A 19,846-nucleotide genomic window follows, 5' to 3' on the forward strand; every position below is an offset into this window, starting at 1 on the left:
TACGAAACGGATTAAGGCAAAATTAAAAATGAGCCCAGTACAATACCGGACTCACTTTTATCAAGCTGCCTAATGAAATAACCGTGTCTAACTTTTAGGGGTCACTTCATTATCTACCTTTAAAACGCTCTTTTTTATTATTTCCCTTCTGTTACATAAGCCCACTTAAAGCTATATTCTGGACTGATGTTATGTTTCACAATTCCTTTAACATTCGGTTTCATTACATACGCTCTACCTGTTTGATATAAAGGAATTAATCCTGCATCTTCTTCAAGGAACAATTTCTCTGCTTTTCCTAACGTTTCCCAACGCTTCTTGGGATCAGACAATAATTCATTACCTGCTTTCGCTACCATTTCATCATATTTTGGATTCGAATAACTCATTTGGTTATATGGGCTCTTCGATTCAAACATATCAATAAACGTCATTGGATCCGAATAATCTGGGCTCCAACCTGCAAATGAAACTTCATAATCTTGCGCTGACTCTAATTTCAGTTTTTGTTTGAACGGCTGAATTTTCGTGTTAACCGTTACACCTTTTAAGTTTTTCTCAATTTGATCTTTAAAATAGTCAGCAATTTTTTTCGCAGTTCCATCATCATAGCTTAGTAGTTCAATTGTCACTTGATCTTTTCCAAGTTCTTTTTTCGCTGCTTCCCAAGCTGCTGCACCTTTTTTCGGATCATATTTTAGACCATTTTTAAATGTATCTTGGTAATCTTTACCGTCAGGCCCTGTCGCAAGCCCTTTTGGTACTAATTGATCTGTTGCTTTTGAACCGTTATTTAAAATAACGTTCGCTAAACCTTTTTTATCAATTGATAATGCGATTGCTTCACGTAGTTTTTTGCTCTTTAACGGTGTATCTTGTCCGTTACGCTTTTGATTTAAACGTAAGAAGAATGTACTTGCTTCTGAATACTCACCGTACTCCTCTTTGTTCGATTTATATTTATCAACGAATTCTCCTGATAATAGTGTAAAATCAATTGATCCTGTATCATATAAGTTTACTTTCGTCGCAACTTCTTTTACTACACTATAGTTAATTTCTTCTAATTTCACAGTCTTTTTATCCCAATACTGATCATTTTTCTTTAATTGCCATCCTTGTTCATGTTTCCATGACGCCATAACGAACGGTCCGTTATACAACGTTGTATCTGCTTCTAAACCGAACTTATCTCCTTTTTCTTTTACGAACTTTTCATTTAAAGGATAGTACGATGGGAATGCCATTAAATTCAAGAAATACGGTACTGGCTTTTCTAATTCTACTTCTAGTGTATAATCATCTACCGCTTTTGCTCCTAAATCTGTTAGAGGTTTTTCACCTTTATTAATTGCTTCTGCATTTTTAATATAGAAAGCGATAAACGCATATTCTGCAGCTGTATTTTTATCGAGTAAGCGCTGCCATCCGTATACGAAATCTTTCGCTGTTACAGGATCACCGTTTGACCATTTTGCATCTTTACGTAGTTTAAATGTATATTTTTTGCCATCCTCGCTTTTCGTACTAGATTCTGCCACAGCTGGGATTGGCTTATTATCTTTATCTAATCGATATAAACCTTCCATTGTGTTCCCTAAAATTTGAGAACCTAATGTATCAGTAGATTTTGAAACATCCATCGTCGGAATTTCTTGATTTTCTGTACGATTTAATACTTGTTTCGCTGCATATTTAATTTCAGCTTTTTTCTCTTCCCCACCACCACTAGACGTCGTAGTTGATTTCTTCTCCCCACCAGATCCAGAACACGCTGTCAACGCCATACTCATTGCTAAAACTGGCGCTACAACCGCCGTGAACTTTTTCATCTTTTTCTTCATTTTTGTACCCTCCCCAATTATATGTACGAAACCATTTTTGATAGACTTTCTAATAATTAGTTATCAGAAAATTCTTATTAATTAATATTCTACTAATTTTTCCGCTTTTGTAAAGTTATTTTTAAAATATTCTAAAAATTATTTTTTTATTATAGTAAAACGTATTTTTTACAATTGTCATGATACAAATTCTTCCTTACATCTATCGATTTATTTACATGTAATCTCATAATAAAAAGAGCATTCCAAAAGTAAATAGTCTACTTTTGGAATGCTCTATCATTTATCTTCTATTGTACGAGATTCTCACTACAAAATAAGCTAAGAAACTTGTATACATCCACTTAAAGATAACATTACTGTTCAAAAATTATTTTCCATCTTTTTCAGTCATATATGCCCACTTGAAGCTATACTCTGGGCTAATGTTATGGTGAACGATGCCTTTTGCATTTGGTTTTTGAACATATGCATCACCACGTTGGTATAAAGGTACAAGTGCTACATCTTTCTCAAGAAGTAATTTCTCAGCTTTTCCTAGCTCTTCCCAACGTTTCTTCGCGTCACCCATTAATTCTCCACCAGCTTTTTTAATCATATCATCATACTTAGAATCAGCGAAGCTCATTTGGTTATGAGAATGATTAGACTGGAACATATCTAAGAATGTCATTGGGTCAGCGTAGTCAGGTCCCCAACCAGCAAATGATAAATCATAATCTTGCTCTGTTTCTAATTTTAACTTTTGTTTGAATGGCTGAAGTTTAATATTAACCGTTACACCTTTTAAGTTTTTCTCGATCTGGTCTTTTACATATTCTCCAACTTTTTTCGCATTACCAGTATCATAGTTTAATAGCTCAATTGTAACTTGGTCTTTTCCAAGTTCTTTTTTCGCTTCATTCCATGCAGCTGCTGCTTTTTTCGCATCTGGCTTAATACCATTTTTAAATGTTTCTTGGAAATCTTTACCATCCGGTCCGGTTGCTAATCCTTTTGGTACTAAGAAGTCCGCAGGTTTAGATCCATCATTTAAAATTACATTTGATAGATTTTTCTTATCAATAGAAAGCGCGATTGCTTCACGTAATTTTTGGCTCTTTAACGGTGTATCTTGTCCGCCACGTTTTTGGTTCAGACGTAAGAAGTATGTGCTTACTTGTGAATATGTGCCAAACTCTTCTTTATTATTTCTATACTTATCAACGAATTCACCTGATAGAAGTGCAAAATCAATTGCATTTGTATCATATAAATTTACTCTTGTAGCTACTTCTTTTACTACACTATAGTTAATTTCATCTAGTTTTACAGTCTTTTTATCCCAATATTGGTCGTTTTTCTTTAATTTCCAACCTTGCTCATGCTTCCAATCAGTAAGAACGAACGGTCCGTTATATACTGTTGTATCAGACTCTAAACCATATTTATCTCCTTTTTCCTTCACGAACTTCTCATTTAATGGATAGTACGATGGGAACGCTACTAAGTTTAAGAAGTATGGTACTGCTTGTTCTAACTCAACTTCAAGCGTATAGTCATCTACCGCTTTTACTCCTAGCTCTGCTACAGGTTTTTCACCTTTATTCACCGCTTCCGCATTTTTAATTGGAAATGCAATAAATGCATACTCAGCAGCTGTTTTTGGATCTAATAAGCGTTGCCATGCATATGCAAAATCTTTCGCTGTTACAGGATCACCATTTGACCATTTTGCATCTTTACGTAGTTTAAATGTATATTTTTTACCATCCTCACTCTTCGTGCTTGATTCTGCAGCAGCTGGGATTGGTTTGTTATCTTTATCTAATCGATATAAACCTTCCATTGTGTTCCCTAAAATTTGAGAACCTAATGTATCTGTATTTTTAGAAGTATCCATTGTTGGAATCTCATTTGTTTCAGTACGATTTAGTACTTGTTTTGCTGCTAATTTTCCTTCTGATTTACTATCTCCACCAGAGCTAGAATTTGTGCTTGTCTTCTTATCTCCACCTGATGTAGAACATGCTGTTAATGCCATACTCATTGCTAAAACTGGTACTACAACCGCTGTTAGTTTTTTCATTTTTTTCTTTTTCACTTTCTGTACCCTCCCTAATTCTTAACGCTCTCATTTAAGAATTTTCTGATAATTCTGTTTTTCTTTATATATTTATCAGAAGATTCTTATTAACTATTATTCTACTAATTTTTTGAGTTTTGTAAAGTGTTATTATTGAAAATTTTTAAAAAATTATTTTTTTACAGTAATATTCATAAAAATTACTTAACCTTTCGAAACACTATACCTCATGGAATTCTATGTATTGATTTAATAGTCTTTATATCCCTTCACTATAAAATAACTTGTAAATTATTGTTAATAAATAATGTATATCGTAACAAACCTCTTTTCTACAAAAATAAAAAAGCAGACATTTCGTCTGCTTTAATTCTCCTCAATTTGCTTTTCACTTAACCCTAGATGTGTTCTAAGAGTATTACTCAAACTCTGTAGATCTTTTTTATTAGGATTATAATAATATACACGTTGCCCGTTTGGGCCATTAGGTAAGTATAAATCATCACCAGCTAATTGTATTTTTTCAACTGAACCGTTTAAACCGTATTTATAAAAAGATAAAATATCATCCATTACTAAATTTGTTTTAAAATCACTATCAACCGCCTCAACTATTTTTTCTAGCTTCGTAATCGATCCTACACTTTTTAATTTACTTAAAATCGCTTCAATAACAAGTTGTTGGCGCTGTCCTCTCATTGCATCACTATCAATATGGCGCGTTCTTGCTAGTGCAAGTGCTTCTTCGCCATTTAATTTTTGTAATCCTTTTTTCAAATGAATCGCATCAGGTTCATCTTTACTATTTTGCTCCGTAAATTCAACCGGGACATCCACTTCAATACCATCTAACCCATCAACAATTTTAGTAAAGGAACCAAAATTAAATTTCACAAAATAATCAACGGGCACCTGTAACAATTTTTCTACCGCTTCCACAGAAGCTTGCGGTCCTCCATCTGTACCATTTTTAACGAAACCACTTCCATATGCATGGGTTATTTTATCTTTTTTCTTTTCAACTGGAACATATGTATATGTATCACGCGGTATGCTCGTTAATTTCACTGTTTTATCGTCTTTATTAAAAGTCGCTAACAATAATGCATCTGTATGAAATGCACCATTATATTCCTTTTGTCGTTCTTGATTTTCATCAATTCCCATAATTAAAAGTGAAACATGATTTGCAATTGGCTTTACAGATTTCTCACGTAAATTGGATTTTTCACCTCGTGCTAAATTCAAATTAGATTTTTGTACGAGACTAGAAGTTTTCATATATACATAGGCTCCATAGCCAATTCCACCAAATAGTAATACCGCCAGTAGTAAACTTATTATCGTTTTCTTTTTATATTTTTGCTTATTTTTCTCTTCTCTTAAAGATGAATGATTCTCCATTTACTCTCCTCCTGTTTCTATTCATCCAATATGTTTTTCATTCTTTCATATTTAGCGCTATCCTTTTGAAACATACTTTCTTTCAATCCCTTATCTATTTGTATCCATTCAGTCGTAACTGAATATTGAATCAAGCCTTCTTGAAAACTAAGAAATTTCAACATAATCCCTGTATTTTTCTCCACAACCATTTCGAATTTCCCTCTTAAATCTTCAGAGGTGCTAACAGGCATCTCTATGTTGATGACTCCTTCAATTTTGTAACAATCTAATCCAAGATATTTCGTTTCTTTATAATTCCAATCTTTATATCGAATTAACAAATCTGCGAATTCTGATTGAATACTATATTTAGCTAGCCCTATATATTCATCATCATATCGCTTTTTTTCACCTGCTTTTTTCAATAACCTTTCCGTAGGATTTAATTTTAATAGTTCATTGTTTCTTTCTTTCGGGTTCCATTTTGTCTCTTTATAGGTATACTTCTCATTATCAAACTCTTTTTTCTTGCCCTCGTTATATATAATTGTTCGTTTTTTCGCTAGTTTATCTTCTTTCGAAGAGATACCTCTTTGTTTCTCCGTATCAATCGCATACTTATATGTTGTAGCAATTCTTGATGAGCTAGAATATTCCTCAAATTGTCCTGAAATATTTTTAAAATAATCAATAGAATCTAGCATTTTTTGATGAATCTTTTCTTTATCTGGATAATGTACATTCGATTTTATTTCTTCTTCATTTTCAAAATCAGAAAACGCTTTTTTCTTTACATATTCAAATACTCCACCATTTTGCGCAAAACTTTGTATAGAAAACTCAGACATAGATACCACTGAAAGTATACAAACCGCTGCACTAATTATCATCATATGAATTTTGTAACTCTTCTTTTTTACCTTAAGATTATGTAGCGTGCCATTAATTTTTTCATTTAACTCTGGAGGTACTATAACATTTTCATCTTTTATTCTCTTTTTTAATTTCTCATCAAATAATTTTTCATTATCCATCCTTTACACCCCCTATTCCATCTTTAATCGTTTTTGTAGTTGTTCCCTCGCGCGTGACAATCTTGATTTCACTGTTCCTTTCGGTATTTCTAACAGCTTTGCTATACTCTCTTGATTCATATCTTCATAATAATAAAGCACCGTAACAGCTCTTAATTCTTCATGTAACGATTGAATCGCATTACACAAATCTATATCTTCATACTGATCACACGCACTCATATTGTAATCATTCTCTTCTGTCACAATTACATTTTTATACGCTCTAATAATATTGTTACACTCATTTATTAGTATTCGAATTAACCAAGTTTGAAAAAATTCTTCTTTTTTTAATTTTTTTATATTTTCATAGGCCTTTAAAATTGTTGTCTGTATCGCATCCTCTATATTTGTCTCATCACGTAACATCGCCTTTGCTATTCGATACATCTTCACTTTTTCTGTATGCATAAGCGCTATAAAGGCTTCATGATTACCTTTTTTCGCCAAAGAAACATCCGTTTCTTCTTTTATAATCATTTTATATAAAGGGATTACTTTCACAATTGCTCCTCCTGTTTCATCCTCACTTCATCACTTCCAATTTAACTTTACATGTATTAGACGTATGAACCTAGAAAAAGGTTCATTTTTTTGAATATTTTCTTAATTGAAAAGATAAATATCCTTTATAAGTGTTATGCGATAAACATACTAGTTTTAATTTACAAATAAAAAAAGCCCACTTTCTAGTGGACTTTCTACTTTATAACGGTAAATCCCTCTTCTTAAACACTACAATTGCTACTATGAAAATACAAAGTGCTCCGGCAATTAACCCTATACTTACCGGCCATATATTATACGCTCCTTCAGCAATTTCTTTCGGACGAAACAGCGTGAATAATGATAGGTTTTTCATCCATTCTAACTTATCACTTAACTTCCCTACCATATCCAATACGAAAAATAGGATAGTTAAACTCGCTGAATAACTTAGTGCTTTTCTTTCGTCATTACATATGCAAGAAAAGAAAAATGAATACGCACTAACGACTAAAAATATGAGACCTCCGACTATATTTATCTTCAAAAATAATTCTTTATTTAAGTTATTATCTTGTAAAAACCATTCTGCACCTACTAACCCAGCTACATACGTAACAGATACAATAATCAGAAGTCCCAATATGAGAACAGTAGCTTGTGTAATAGCAATTTGCACTCTAGATACAGGTGTTGCTAGCAAGTATGCCATTGCTCCTTTATCTACATGACGAGCAATTAAATGTGTCGCAACTGTTACGCAAAAAATTGTTAAAATGATAATAAACAATAGACTATAGTATTCGCCCGCTAGAAAATCCATTACGTTTTGAATCGGACTTTCCATACCAACGATTTTTTTCACACTATCAGGCATGGCAGCTATTAATTCATTTAGCCCTTTCGCTGATACCATTGACGGGAATATCCAAATTAATAACCACAAATATAAAGCCGCACCACACGCATAACTCAAAATACTTTTTTGTGTTTCTTTCAAACTAGCTAAAAACAATTGCTTATTCATGCGTTACCCCTTCTTTCTTATCGTAATAATGCATAAATAAATGTTCTAAATCCATCGCTCTCGTTTGAAGTGCCGTTACATTATAGTTTGAAAGTGTTTGTAAAACAGTTTGATAGTTTCCTTGTACAATGATAGATGCCTCTCTACCTTTTACCGCTTCAAATTGCAAATTACACTTTATAAGGGACTCAATCTCTTCTTGTGCTGATACTGTTACATCTATCACCTGTCTTCTCATACTTTGTAAATCGTGAATATTTTCAACCGTTACGAGTCGACCATCTTTAATAATAGCTACTCTGTCACAAGTTCTCTCAATTTCAGTAAAAATATGTGATGACATTAGGATTGTTTTTCCTCTTTGCTTTTCCTCTAATATTAAATCTATAAACACTTGTTGCATAAGTGGATCAAGTCCAGATGTTGGTTCATCTAAAATTAACACCTCTGGATCGTGCATAAATGCAGCGACTATCCCTACTTTTTGCTTCATTCCTTTAGACATTTTGCGAATCGGTGTTTTCACATCAAATTGCAGACGCTCTATCAGTTCATCTCGTCTTTTCGTATCCTTTAATCCACGCATTCCCTGCATTAATTTTAAAAACTCTAATCCGTTCATTCCTTCAATAAAAGAAATTTCACCCGGTAGATAACCAACTTCCCTTTGAATTTTCGCTGCTTCATTCCAACAATCTAATCCAAAAATTGTCGCTTTACCAGCTGTCGGTTTTATAAATCCCATTAAATTACGAATCGTCGTTGATTTTCCGGCACCATTCGGTCCTAAATAACCAAATACTTCTCCCTCTTTTACATCAAATGTAATATGAAACAAACCTTTTCCATTCGAAAACTGTTTTGTGACATCTTGAACTGAAATCATAATTCCACCTCATTTTTTGAAATATTGAATATGTGATATTTCAAAATTATTGTACTCCTCATCTTCCATATTCGCAACAACTTTTTGAAATATTTATTAGTCCATATTTCAAAATTATTGTTTTCCATTATTTTTTCTTGTATATTTTAAGTGAGGTGATTGCATTGAACGGCTTTGAAAGAGTAAAAGAAAAGAAAAAGCGTGCCATTAAAGAAGCAGCATTCGTATTATTTTCAGAACGTGGATTTAATGAAGTGAAAATAGAACATATCGCAAAAGAAGCAAACGTTTCTCAAGTTACAATTTATAATCATTTCGGAAGTAAAGATGCGTTATTTAGGGAGCTTATACAAGAATTTATCATATCTGAATTTCAATATTATAAAGAGCTTGCAGAAGAAAAATTACCTTTTCATGATATGATGCAAAAAATGATTGTAAGAAAAATGAATACTGGCGGGTTATTTCAACCTGATATGTTACTGCAAATGATGCAAAGGGACGAAGAACTCCGTAAGTTTATTTATAGTTATCAAAATGAAAAAATCCTGCCCTGGTATTTAGAAATATTAGAACAAGCTCAGCGCAAAAACGAAATTAATCCACACCTTACTAAAGAAATGATGTTACTTTACATTCAAATGTTTACTAAATTAGGTGATGATTTTGGGGCACAACTTCTTGAAGGAAATCGCGAAAAACATATACAAGATATCGTCACGATGTTCTTTTATGGACTGTCCGTCCCAGAAAAATAATTGTTTCTAAAAAACAAATACAATCACCAAAAAGCCCTTTGGATATTTAAATCTCAAGGGCTTTCTCATATCAAATAAATAGCTAAAACTAACTTTATCTTAAAGAAGTTAAATGCTGCTTTATAGATAACACCTTATTATAGATTAACTCTTTTAGCATAACAGGCTGAATCGAAATAATCGTTTCACCGAAATTCAGAAAATAATTTGAAATAAAATCAGATTCTTGCTTGTTAAAATAGCCTGTTATAATGTAATTTTCATTTTCCTTTTGCAACCTCATGGAAGGGTAATTCTCTTTATCAAAAATGTCTTTTCCTTTTTGATTAACAATGACGCTAAAATCAATTGCATCAGGCTTCCTGTGAAAAGTAGTAAGATAACTTAATAATTCTTCAAGATTTTTTGGATGAACATTGCTTGTTTCCACAATAGAAAGAATTTTATCACATCTAATTATTTGAACATGATTTGTCTCAAAATTAAAGATTTTAGCATACCACTGGCCAAATTTAGATTCTATTCGAATAAATTGGGCAACCAATGCTTTCTCCTCACCTTTTTTTAAATATGTTAAATGATAAACTCGCTCAGCAAAAATCCCCTGTAAAATTTCTTTTAAGAACGGACTAAAATTACTATGATTTGTTACTTCAAAGGAAAGCGTTCGTTCCATGATTGAAATATTTTTACTCACATTATCAGGTAATACATGTTTAAATTTATTTTCAAGCGCAATACTTTCTACATTAAATGGTTTTGTCTTGTATCCATTTAGCGTAAGAATTGAAAAGTATAACGCATACATTTCATCCACACTAAAATAAATTGGTGATAACACATTATTTTCTATAATTTTATAACTTCCATTTCTACCCAGTTCAGAATATATGGGTACACCTATTTCTTCCAATGATTGAATATCTCGCAACGCGGTACTTTTAGAAATATCATATCTAGTCATTAAATCTTTTAAATTAAAATATCTTTTATTCTTTAAGAAAATAAGCATATCATTTATTCGTTCCGTTTTTTTCATATTTCCCTCCCAAAAAGGTGTCATGTATTGAAACCCTTTTAATCTATATTATAATTATCAACTAATAAAGGAGTTATATATTTATGACATTAGAAATAGCTATTTTTCTTTCAATGAATGGGCAAGCAAAGGAGGCGATTAATTTTTATATACGTAATTTAGAAGCCAAAAAGTTAATGATTGTTACGTATGAAGAACTGGCGAAAAGAGATAGTTCTTTTAAAATTACAAGTGAAAATAAAGATCATATTGCTCACTCTGTTTTACAAATTGGGAATACAAAGCTAATGATAGCAGAAGATACAATGAATACTAATGAACGTTATAACGTTGGAAATAACATGTCACTTTGCATTCAAAGCGCTAATTTAGAAGAAATACAAAGGTTTTATAATAATTTAATTTCCGATAAGCATGTGAAAATAATCTCTCAGCTAGAAAAAAATATATTTAGTGAAGCATATGGTATTATTGAAGATCCTTATGGCATACAAATCCAATTAATGTACGATAAACGACTAAACTAATTAATTAATCATATTCACATATTCCTAATAAAAAAGACACGAAATTCGTGTCTTTTTATTTTATAGAAATGACTCTACCCTTTTCACTGCTTTCAATCGCTAATTGAATCAGTTTAATAACATCTAAACCTTCTTTTGCTGTTACAGGTAGTTCCTCACCATTTAATATACTATCTCGTACACCTTTATAATAATTGTCATAACAACCGACTTCTGTTGGAATACGCTCTAAGCTTTCTTCTGTTTCTAAAGTAGCAAAATTCTCTTCATCGTCTACCCCATAACCGTTATTGCCTGGCTTCATTCCACTTTTTAATTGCTCTTCCTGCGAATCCATACCGTACTTCACGATAGAACCTTTCTCTCCATGCACTATAAAATGCGGTCCAGCTTTTTTCACATAACTGCTGCTACGTAAAATGACACGTTTAACTCCGTAATGCAGTACTATGTGGAAATAATCATCCACCTCTGCACCTGGTCGTTGTTTTATTACATCTGCACTTATCGCATCTGGTTTCCCGAATATTGATAACGCTTGGTCAATTAAATGCGATCCTAAATCGTATAATATACCGGAACCTGGTAGATTTTTTTCTCTCCATCGATCACGTACATGTGGACGGAAACGATCAAAATTTGATTCATATGCGTATACATTCCCTACTCTGTTTTCTCCTAACAATTTCTTAATTGTTAAGAAATCATTATCAAAACGACGATTATGATATACGCTTAACATTACATTATGCTGCTCTGCTAATGTAATAAGCTCTTCCCCTTCTTCAATTGAAACAACAAATGGTTTTTCTACAACAACATGCTTACCGTTTAAAATTGCTTCTTTTACATATGGAAAATGAGTTGTATTAGGTGATGTAATAACAACTAAGTCAACATCAGCTCGCTTCACCAATTCATCAATTGTACTAACAACATTAGCGTTTGGTAATGTTTCTTTTACTACCTCTTCTTTTGAGGATAATACAGCTCGAATATCATATTCTTCTATTGTTTGTAATAGTGGGATATGAAATGTCGTACTAGAAAAACCAAATCCTACAATCCCTACACCTATTTTTTTCATGTTGCCCCTCCATTTGTGCCGCTTTAACGGGCAGTAAGATTCCTAACCCAAAATTCAGTGAAAGCTAAGGAATTAGGTGAGGAATCAACTGCTTGTTAAAGCCCGATTAGTTCAACTAATAATCAGTGAGGATGAAGAAAATCCCCATTGATTAAAGTTTCACTTTATGAGAACGATTTCATTCAGTTATTATAACAAGATTATTATTATTTACATAATAAATTGCCTAGAAAAAAGCATCTTGCTATTATTCATAGCAAGATGCTTTTTTACTCCGGTCGTTTTTTCGTCCACGTTTCTACTACTTCACCAGTATCATTTACATCTAGCACTAGGCTACCATTACTATACCGGTCTTTATTTCGATACGCTTTCGGATCAATCTCTTCTACAATGTTTTTCTCTGTCTTCATGTAAACTAATTCATCGTCCCGAACAATTTCAATACCGACAATGCGGTACGGATTACGTTTTAACTCTTTGAAAATAACAAGACCTCGCTTCGCCCTCGTTGATTTTTCAATTTCTGATGCTTTTAGACGTTTTACAGCACCACGCTGCGTTACGAGAATAAGTTGATCTTTATCACCATTTAACGGTTTACCAGAAGCGACATAGTCATCTTCTTTTAAATTAATTGCTTTCACACCAGCAGCTCTTACACCGACTGGACTTACTTCATCTTCATGGAAAATAAGTGCATATGCACCATGTGTAGCAAGAACGATATCACTCGTTCCATCTGTCGCAAATATATCGACAACTTCATCATCTTTTTTCAAGTTTACAGCAACGAATGCCCTTGAATAACGCTGAACTTTATATTGATTTAATTCTGTTTTCTTTATCATACCATTTCGTGTTACAAATACGATAAATCGTTTTTCTTCCTCAAAGTTCGGTACAACCGTTGCCCAAATGATCGTTTCATCTCGGTCGAGTGAAACGATATTTGCAACGTGCTGACCTAAATCTTTCCAACGAATATCTGGCATTTCGTATACTGGAAGATATATATAGTTCCCTTTACTTGTGAATAAAAGAACTGTTTCAGTCGTATTCGTATCGAATCGTTCAAGTAAGATGTCACCCTCTTTCATACCGAAGTCTTTGCCGTTTGATGCATTATGTGAGCGCCATCCAGTACGTTTCACATATCCTTCTTTCGTTACAGTAACGATGACATCTTCTTGTGGAATCATCACTTCTACGTCTATTTTAATTTCTTCAATTTGTTCTTCAATAATAGCACGGCGATCATCACTATATGTTTTCTTAACTCTCTTCAAATCAGTTTTAATGACTTGAAGTAATCTTTTTTCACTTTGTAAAATTGACTGTAGCTCTAGAATTTTCTTATTAAGCTCATCTGCTTCTTCTTGTAACGCCGTAATGTCTGTATTCGTTAAGCGATATAATTGCAAGGAAACAATTGCTTCCGCCTGTGCTTCTGTAAAGCCAAATTTTGCACTTAAATTATCTTTCGCATTACGTTTATCTTTTGAAGCTCGAATTGTCTCGATTACTTGATCTAAAATCGATAATGCTTTCTTTAAACCTTCTACAATATGTTGACGATTTTCTGCTTTTCTTAATTCATATTGCGAACGTCTCGTAATAACCTCTTTTTGATGTCCAATATAAGCATCCAAAATTTTTGGTAATGTCATAAGTGTTGGACGACGATTATTAATCGCTACCATATTAAAGTTATATGGAATTTGTAAATCTGTATTTTTATATAAATAATTTAAAATACCTTCGGCGTTTGCTTCTTTCTTTAATTCAACAACAATTCGTAAACCAGTACGATCTGTCTCATCACGCACTTCAGCAATACCATCTAACTTTTTATCTAGACGTAATTCATCCATTTTCTTTACAAGGTTTGCCTTATTCACTTCGTAAGGAATTTCAGTGATTACAATTTGTTGTTTCCCACCGCGCACTGTTTCAACTTCTGCTTTTCCGCGAATAATAATTTTACCTTTACCTGTTTCATACGCCTTTTTAATACCATCAATCCCTTGAATAATACCGCCTGTTGGGAAATCTGGTCCTTTCATAACTGTTAATAAATCATCAACAGTACTATTTGGCTTATCAATACGCATCATTGTAGCATCAATAACTTCTCCAAGATGATGCGGAGGAATTTCTGTTGCATAACCAGCGGAAATCCCTGTAGATCCGTTCACTAATAAATTCGGGAACGCTGCTGGTAATACAACTGGTTCTTCACTCGTATCATCAAAGTTTGACACGAATTCAACTGTTTCTTTATCAAGATCACGTAATAATTCAGATGCGATTGGTGATAAACGAGCTTCCGTATAACGCATTGCTGCCGCTGGGTCCCCATCAACACTACCGTTATTACCATGCATTTCAACTAAAACATTACGTACTTTCCAAGTTTGGCTTAAGCGTACCATTGCTTCATATACAGAGGAATCTCCATGTGGATGATAATTACCGATAACATTACCTACTGTTTTAGCTGATTTACGAAACGCTTTATCATGTACATTACCTTCTACATACATAGAATATAAAATACGTCTTTGTACTGGCTTTAAGCCATCACGTGCATCTGGAAGTGCACGATCTTGAATAATATATTTACTATAACGTGCAAAGCGATCACCTAACACGTCTTCAAGCGGGAGGTCATGAAACTTCTCTGCTTGCATGTTATTCCACCTCCGTCTCCATAATCATTTCATTTTCTAAAATATTTCCTTCTTCTTGCATACCAAACTGTACATTACGTTCAATCCATTTACGGCGCGGTTCTACTTTATCGCCCATTAATGTTGTAACGCGACGCTCTGCTCTTGCTGCATCATCAATTTTCACGCGAATTAATGTACGCGTTTCAGGATTCATTGTTGTTTCCCATAATTGATCCGCATTCATTTCACCAAGCCCTTTATAACGTTGTAACATATAGCCTTTTCCAACTTTTTTCGTTACACCGTCTAATTCCTCATCTGACCAAGCGTATTCAATTACTTCACTCTTACCTTTTCCTTTACTTACTTTGTATAAAGGAGGGAGTGCGATAAACACTTTACCCGCTTCGATAAGTGGCTTCATATATCTGTAGAAGAACGTTAATAACAATACTTGAATATGAGCTCCATCCGTATCGGCATCGGTCATAATTACAACTTTATCGTAGTTAATATCTTCAACATCAAATTCATTTCCTACACCGCCGCCAATCGCATAAATGATTGTATTAATCTCTTCATTTTTAAAGATATCAGCAAGCTTTGCTTTCTCTGTATTAATTACTTTACCACGTAATGGTAATACGGCCTGGAAACGACGGTCTCGTCCTTGTTTCGCTGAACCACCAGCAGAGTCACCCTCTACTAAATACAATTCGTTTTTCTGAGGATTACGTGATTGTGCAGGTGTTAACTTCCCGCTTAACGTACCTTCTGATTTTTTCTTCTTCTTACCACTACGTGCTTCTTCTCTCGCTTTACGAGCAGCCTCACGTGCTTGCGCTGCTTTAACTGCCTTTCTCACAAGAAGTGTAGCTACATCCGGGTTTTCCTCTAAAAAGTAAGCTAAATGCTCTGATACAATGGCATCAATAGAAGAACGAGCTTCACTTGTACCAAGTTTCCCTTTCGTTTGTCCTTCAAACTGAAGTACTTCTTCTGGTACACGTACAGAAACGATAGCCGCTACACCTTCACGAATATCTGTACCTTCTAAATTTTTATCTTTTTCTTTTAATAATGAAACTTTACGAGCATACTCATTGAACACACGCGTCATTGCTGTTTTAAATCCAGCTTCGTGTGTTCCACCATCTTTTGTACGTACGTTATTTACAAACGAAAGAATATTTTCTGAGTAACCATCATTAAACTGGAATGCTAGTTCTGCTTCAATCCCGTTTTGTTCACCAGTGAAATATACAACCGGGTGAATTGAATCTTTTTCTTCGTTTAAATATGAAACGAAAGCTTCGATTCCTGTTTCATAATGAAATATATCTTCTAAATCATTACGTTCGTCTTTTATCGAGATTTTCATTCCTTTTAATAAGAATGCAGATTCACGTAATCTCTCACATAATGTTTCATAATTGTAATTTGTCGTGCTGAAAATCGTTGTATCTGGTTTGAAGTGCATTGTCGTACCAGACTCTTTTGTTTTCCCGATTTTCTCTAACGTCGTTGCAGGAACGCCACCATTTTCAAAGCGTTGTTCATAAATGTTACCATCACGTTTAATTGTTACTACTAACCATTCTGACAAAGCGTTTACAACTGATGCCCCAACACCGTGTAAACCACCACTCGTTTTATAGCCACCTTGACCAAACTTACCACCTGCATGAAGTACAGTTAAAATAACTTCAGGTGTAGGTTTCCCAAGTTTATGCATTCCCGTAGGCATTCCTCGCCCTTTATCTATAACGCTAATACTATTATCTTTATGTATTACGACTGAAATTTCGTCGCCAAATCCCGCTAACGCTTCGTCAACGGAGTTATCTACTATTTCATATACTAAATGATGCAATCCACGGCTATCCGTACTCCCGATATACATACCCGGGCGTTTTCGAACGGCTTCAAGTCCTTCTAACACTTGAATCGCATCTTCATTATATTGGAACTGATGCTTCGCCAAACTCCTTGCCCCTTTCCTAATCCAAAATCAGAACATATGTTTCTATTATAGAATAACGCCTCGACTATAGTTTTGGCAAGTTATCTTATCTCTTTTATATACCATCTTCAATAGAAAAATCCTTGTTTTCTCACAAGGATTCCTCTAGGCTACTATTTCAGAAAAATAATCGTTTGTCAACGAGAAATGGATATGTATTCCAAGATTACACATTCCAAACCTTTATTATGATCCAAATGATCAAGATCCAAAATGGGATTACAAATAACAATCCCCAAAAACAGCCTTTAAAAAATCTCATGATGAACACCTCGTTCATCGGCCCTACTTATCTATAATGAGAGCTGAATCAATCTTTCTACTTTTAAATCTATACTATTTTGTCATCGCATGTTCTACTTTAATACAACGATCCATTATTACAGTATAGTCTTTTTCTTTTAAAAGTTTATATGTATCTTCATCTTGTACTCCTAATTGTGCCCAAAAAACATCTGCATCAATCTCTACAAATTCTTTTGCAACATCCATTAAAAACTCTGAGCGACGAAATACATTTACTATGTCAACGTGTTCCTTAATATCCTTTAGTGAAGAAACTGCCTTTTCTCCAAGCACCTCATCTACTGTTGGATTAACTGGAATAATACGGTATCCAGCATCTTGCATTGCTTTTGAAACCATATACGATGTACGTTCTGGCTTATCTGATAATCCAACAACCGCAATTGTTTTGCTTCTCTTTAACACTTCACCAATTTCCGTACGAGTTGGGTTTTCAATTGTCATAATTAATCCCTCCTATTCCTTTAGTATAGCCGATAAAGAAAGTCTCTTTCAATATGAAAGAGACTTTCTTTTATTTCGATTATTGATTCTTTGTAGCTGAATTATCTGCTAAAGTAGCCGATTTCGTCATTTTTTGACCGTTACGGTAGAATGTAACTTCTACTTTCTCGCCTACTTTTTTCTTTTCATATAAATATTTACGGAATTGAAGTGAGTTTTCTACTTTTTGATCATCTAATGCTACTACAATATCATATTGCTCTAAACCAGCTTTTTCTGCCGGTGATATTGGGTAAATTTTACCTAATACAACACCATTCGTTACTTCTTTCGGTACTTTCAATTGATTGACTGCATAAGCTTGCACATCTTCTAACGAAACGACACCTACTCCAAGAGCTGGACGTTTTACTACTCCGTCTTTTTCAAGTGATTCAATAACTGGCTTTGCGATATTAATTGGAATAGCAAATCCAATTCCTTCAACTTCTTGCTGTGCAATTTTACTTGAATTAATCCCAATTATTTCACCATTTTGGTTAAATAATGCACCACCACTATTACCGGGGTTAATCGCTGCATCTGTTTGAATAACTTGTGCTTGCCAATCTGGTCGTTTATCGCCATCAATATCAACTGGAATTTCACGTTCTTTACTACTAATAATGCCTTCCGTTACACTTCCATCAAATCCTAGTGGGTTACCGATTGCAATTGCTTTTTCACCTGCACGGATTTTACTTGAGTCACCTAAAGTTGCAACTTTATTCACATTAGAGCCGTCAATTTCAACAACAGCTAAATCTAACCAAGGATCTTTCCCTACTAACTTTGCATCTACCTTTTTACCATCACTTAGTTTTACAGCAAGTTTATTTGCACCATCTACTACGTGGTTGTTTGTTACAATATATGCTTTATTTCCTGCTTTTTTATAAATAACACCTGATCCTGAACCAGCTTGTTGTTCTTGACCTGTCGGTTGCATTGCAAATGGATCAACACTTTGCTGCATATTAATAACACCTACAACAACGTCTTTCGCTCCTTCAATCATACCAGGTAAATCAGTTTCATTTTTCGCTTTATTTACAACAGGAACTACAGTACCTTCTACTTTTGAATCCGAACTAAATGATGATACTGGTGCTCCATTATTTTGAGCCCATGGCATATATGGTGCTGCAAAACTAATCGAAACCGCTCCGACTACAGCTCCCACTAAACCTGTGAAGAAATAGCCTTTTTTACTACCTGATTTTCTCACTTCTCTCGTTTCACTATGCTCTTCATTTAAATTTGGTCCGTCGTAATATCCCATGTTTTATTTCCCCTCTCTGGTGAATTCGTATTTTCAGTATAGTCACGTTTTGTGTCCTTCTTGTGAACTCATCGTGAAATCCAATTAAAAAAATACTCCTATCTAACATTGTAGACAAGAAAAGTATTTTTTGTACATTCTACCTTCAAAAGAGAGTATAAAATTGCCATTTCCCTAGGCTAAATTACACAAATCGTTCTAGATTATTCTTCAAATTTATAACCAACTCGAATAACAGTACCGATATGCTTCGCTTTATCTCCCAACTTATTTCGAAGTTTTTTAATATGAGTATCAACTGTTCGGTCATCACCGTAATAGTCATATCCCCATAACTGGTCTAATAAATGTTGACGTGATAAAACGATTCCTTTGTTCTCCATTAAATAAACGAGAAGTTCAAATTCTTTATGTGTCAATATAATTTCTTCTCCATCTACTAAAACAGTTCTAGATAGACGATTCACTTCAATTCCAGCTAAAGACATAGCATTTTCTTCCGCTATACCTACCGCACCATCCGCACGTTTCAATAACGTCTTTGCACGAGCTACTAACACTTTCGGGCTAAATGGTTTCGTTACATACTCGTCTGCACCTAATTCGAAACCTAGCAATGTATCATCCTCATCAGAACGCGCTGTCAACATAATAATTGGTACTGCTGATTCTTTTCTAATTCGTCTACAAACAGACCATCCATCTATTTCCGGTAACATAATATCTAACATAATTAAATCAATTTCATGCTCTGCAAATAACTCTAACGCTTTTTTTCCATCTTCTGCTTCGATTACTTCAAAGCCTTCATTACGAAAATAATCACTAACAATTTCACGTAATCTTCTTTCATCTTCAACAAGCAATACTGTTTTATTCATATAATCTATCCCGCC

At 33.9% G+C, this 19,846-nt stretch carries 16 protein-coding genes; 2 read left to right on the plus strand and 14 right to left on the minus strand.

What is annotated here, in order from left to right:
* Window positions 1-137: 137 nt before the first annotated feature.
* The 7 genes from ACS2FK_RS27470 to ACS2FK_RS27500 all read right to left on the minus strand — a co-directional run bounded on the left by ACS2FK_RS27470 (window position 138) and on the right by ACS2FK_RS27500 (window position 8,770).
* Complete coding sequence (locus ACS2FK_RS27470) at window positions 138-1,844, minus strand: peptide ABC transporter substrate-binding protein (protein ID WP_000728442.1); 1,707 nt, start codon at window positions 1,842-1,844, stop codon at window positions 138-140.
* Window positions 1,845-2,214: 370 nt separating this feature from the next.
* The gene (locus ACS2FK_RS27475) at window positions 2,215-3,927 is read right to left on the minus strand and encodes a peptide ABC transporter substrate-binding protein (protein WP_000727534.1); all 1,713 of its coding nucleotides are present in this window, start codon (window positions 3,925-3,927) and stop codon (window positions 2,215-2,217) included.
* A gap of 348 nt (window positions 3,928-4,275) precedes the next feature.
* Window positions 4,276-5,313, minus strand: coding sequence for an LCP family protein (locus ACS2FK_RS27480; RefSeq protein ID WP_000427599.1), 1,038 nt, complete (start codon window positions 5,311-5,313; stop codon window positions 4,276-4,278).
* 17 nt (window positions 5,314-5,330) lie between these two features.
* Window positions 5,331-6,329 carry a hypothetical protein gene (locus ACS2FK_RS27485; protein WP_063548320.1) on the minus strand — a complete coding sequence of 333 codons (999 nt, stop codon included), beginning with the start codon at window positions 6,327-6,329 and terminating at the stop codon, window positions 5,331-5,333.
* 12 nt (window positions 6,330-6,341) lie between these two features.
* The gene (locus ACS2FK_RS27490) at window positions 6,342-6,875 is read right to left on the minus strand and encodes an RNA polymerase sigma factor (protein WP_023522718.1); all 534 of its coding nucleotides are present in this window, start codon (window positions 6,873-6,875) and stop codon (window positions 6,342-6,344) included.
* A gap of 202 nt (window positions 6,876-7,077) precedes the next feature.
* Window positions 7,078-7,884: an ABC transporter permease subunit gene (locus tag ACS2FK_RS27495; RefSeq protein WP_001041425.1), complete on the minus strand. Its 807-nt coding sequence runs from the start codon at window positions 7,882-7,884 to the stop codon at window positions 7,078-7,080.
* On the minus strand, window positions 7,877-8,770 hold the full coding sequence (locus ACS2FK_RS27500) for an ABC transporter ATP-binding protein (protein ID WP_063548322.1): 894 nt from the start codon (window positions 8,768-8,770) through the stop codon (window positions 7,877-7,879). The genes ACS2FK_RS27495 and ACS2FK_RS27500 overlap by 8 nt, the downstream gene beginning before the upstream one ends.
* A 155-nt stretch (window positions 8,771-8,925) precedes the next feature.
* Here ACS2FK_RS27500 and ACS2FK_RS27505 point away from each other — a divergent pair, with 155 nt between their 5' ends.
* Window positions 8,926-9,528, plus strand: coding sequence for a TetR/AcrR family transcriptional regulator (locus ACS2FK_RS27505; protein WP_120460340.1), 603 nt, complete (start codon window positions 8,926-8,928; stop codon window positions 9,526-9,528).
* A gap of 94 nt (window positions 9,529-9,622) precedes the next feature.
* Here ACS2FK_RS27505 and ACS2FK_RS27510 read toward each other — a convergent pair whose 3' ends face one another.
* Window positions 9,623-10,591, minus strand: coding sequence for a helix-turn-helix transcriptional regulator (locus ACS2FK_RS27510; protein WP_023522721.1), 969 nt, complete (start codon window positions 10,589-10,591; stop codon window positions 9,623-9,625).
* 59 nt (window positions 10,592-10,650) lie between these two features.
* On the opposite strand from ACS2FK_RS27510, the gene ACS2FK_RS27515 reads away from it, so the two are divergent.
* Window positions 10,651-11,094, plus strand: a complete 444-nt coding sequence (locus ACS2FK_RS27515; protein ID WP_000171338.1) for a VOC family protein — start codon at window positions 10,651-10,653, stop codon at window positions 11,092-11,094.
* Window positions 11,095-11,149: 55 nt separating this feature from the next.
* Here the strand turns inward: ACS2FK_RS27515 and ACS2FK_RS27520 are convergent, their stop codons facing one another.
* The 6 genes from ACS2FK_RS27520 to ACS2FK_RS27545 all read right to left on the minus strand — a co-directional run bounded on the left by ACS2FK_RS27520 (window position 11,150) and on the right by ACS2FK_RS27545 (window position 19,831).
* A complete protein-coding gene (locus ACS2FK_RS27520; protein WP_063548324.1) occupies window positions 11,150-12,181 on the minus strand; it encodes an oxidoreductase in 1,032 nt (343 codons plus the stop codon).
* Between the two features lie 269 nt (window positions 12,182-12,450).
* Complete coding sequence (parC, locus tag ACS2FK_RS27525; RefSeq protein WP_001147467.1) at window positions 12,451-14,874, minus strand: DNA topoisomerase IV subunit A; 2,424 nt, start codon at window positions 14,872-14,874, stop codon at window positions 12,451-12,453.
* 1 nt (window position 14,875) lies between these two features.
* Window positions 14,876-16,840: a DNA topoisomerase IV subunit B gene (parE, locus tag ACS2FK_RS27530; RefSeq protein ID WP_001062197.1), complete on the minus strand. Its 1,965-nt coding sequence runs from the start codon at window positions 16,838-16,840 to the stop codon at window positions 14,876-14,878.
* Between the two features lie 375 nt (window positions 16,841-17,215).
* On the minus strand, window positions 17,216-17,629 hold the full coding sequence (locus ACS2FK_RS27535; protein WP_000151397.1) for a CoA-binding protein: 414 nt from the start codon (window positions 17,627-17,629) through the stop codon (window positions 17,216-17,218).
* Between the two features lie 79 nt (window positions 17,630-17,708).
* Window positions 17,709-18,950, minus strand: coding sequence for a S1C family serine protease (locus ACS2FK_RS27540; protein ID WP_000542643.1), 1,242 nt, complete (start codon window positions 18,948-18,950; stop codon window positions 17,709-17,711).
* 203 nt (window positions 18,951-19,153) lie between these two features.
* Entirely contained in the window at window positions 19,154-19,831 is a 678-nt protein-coding gene (locus ACS2FK_RS27545; RefSeq protein ID WP_063548327.1) for a response regulator transcription factor, read from the minus strand.
* Window positions 19,832-19,846 lie beyond the last annotated feature (15 nt).

Origin of the sequence: Bacillus cereus group sp. BceL220 (assembly GCF_051776965.1) — a bacterium.
In the GTDB taxonomy this organism is placed as follows: domain Bacteria; phylum Bacillota; class Bacilli; order Bacillales; family Bacillaceae_G; genus Bacillus_A; species Bacillus_A cereus.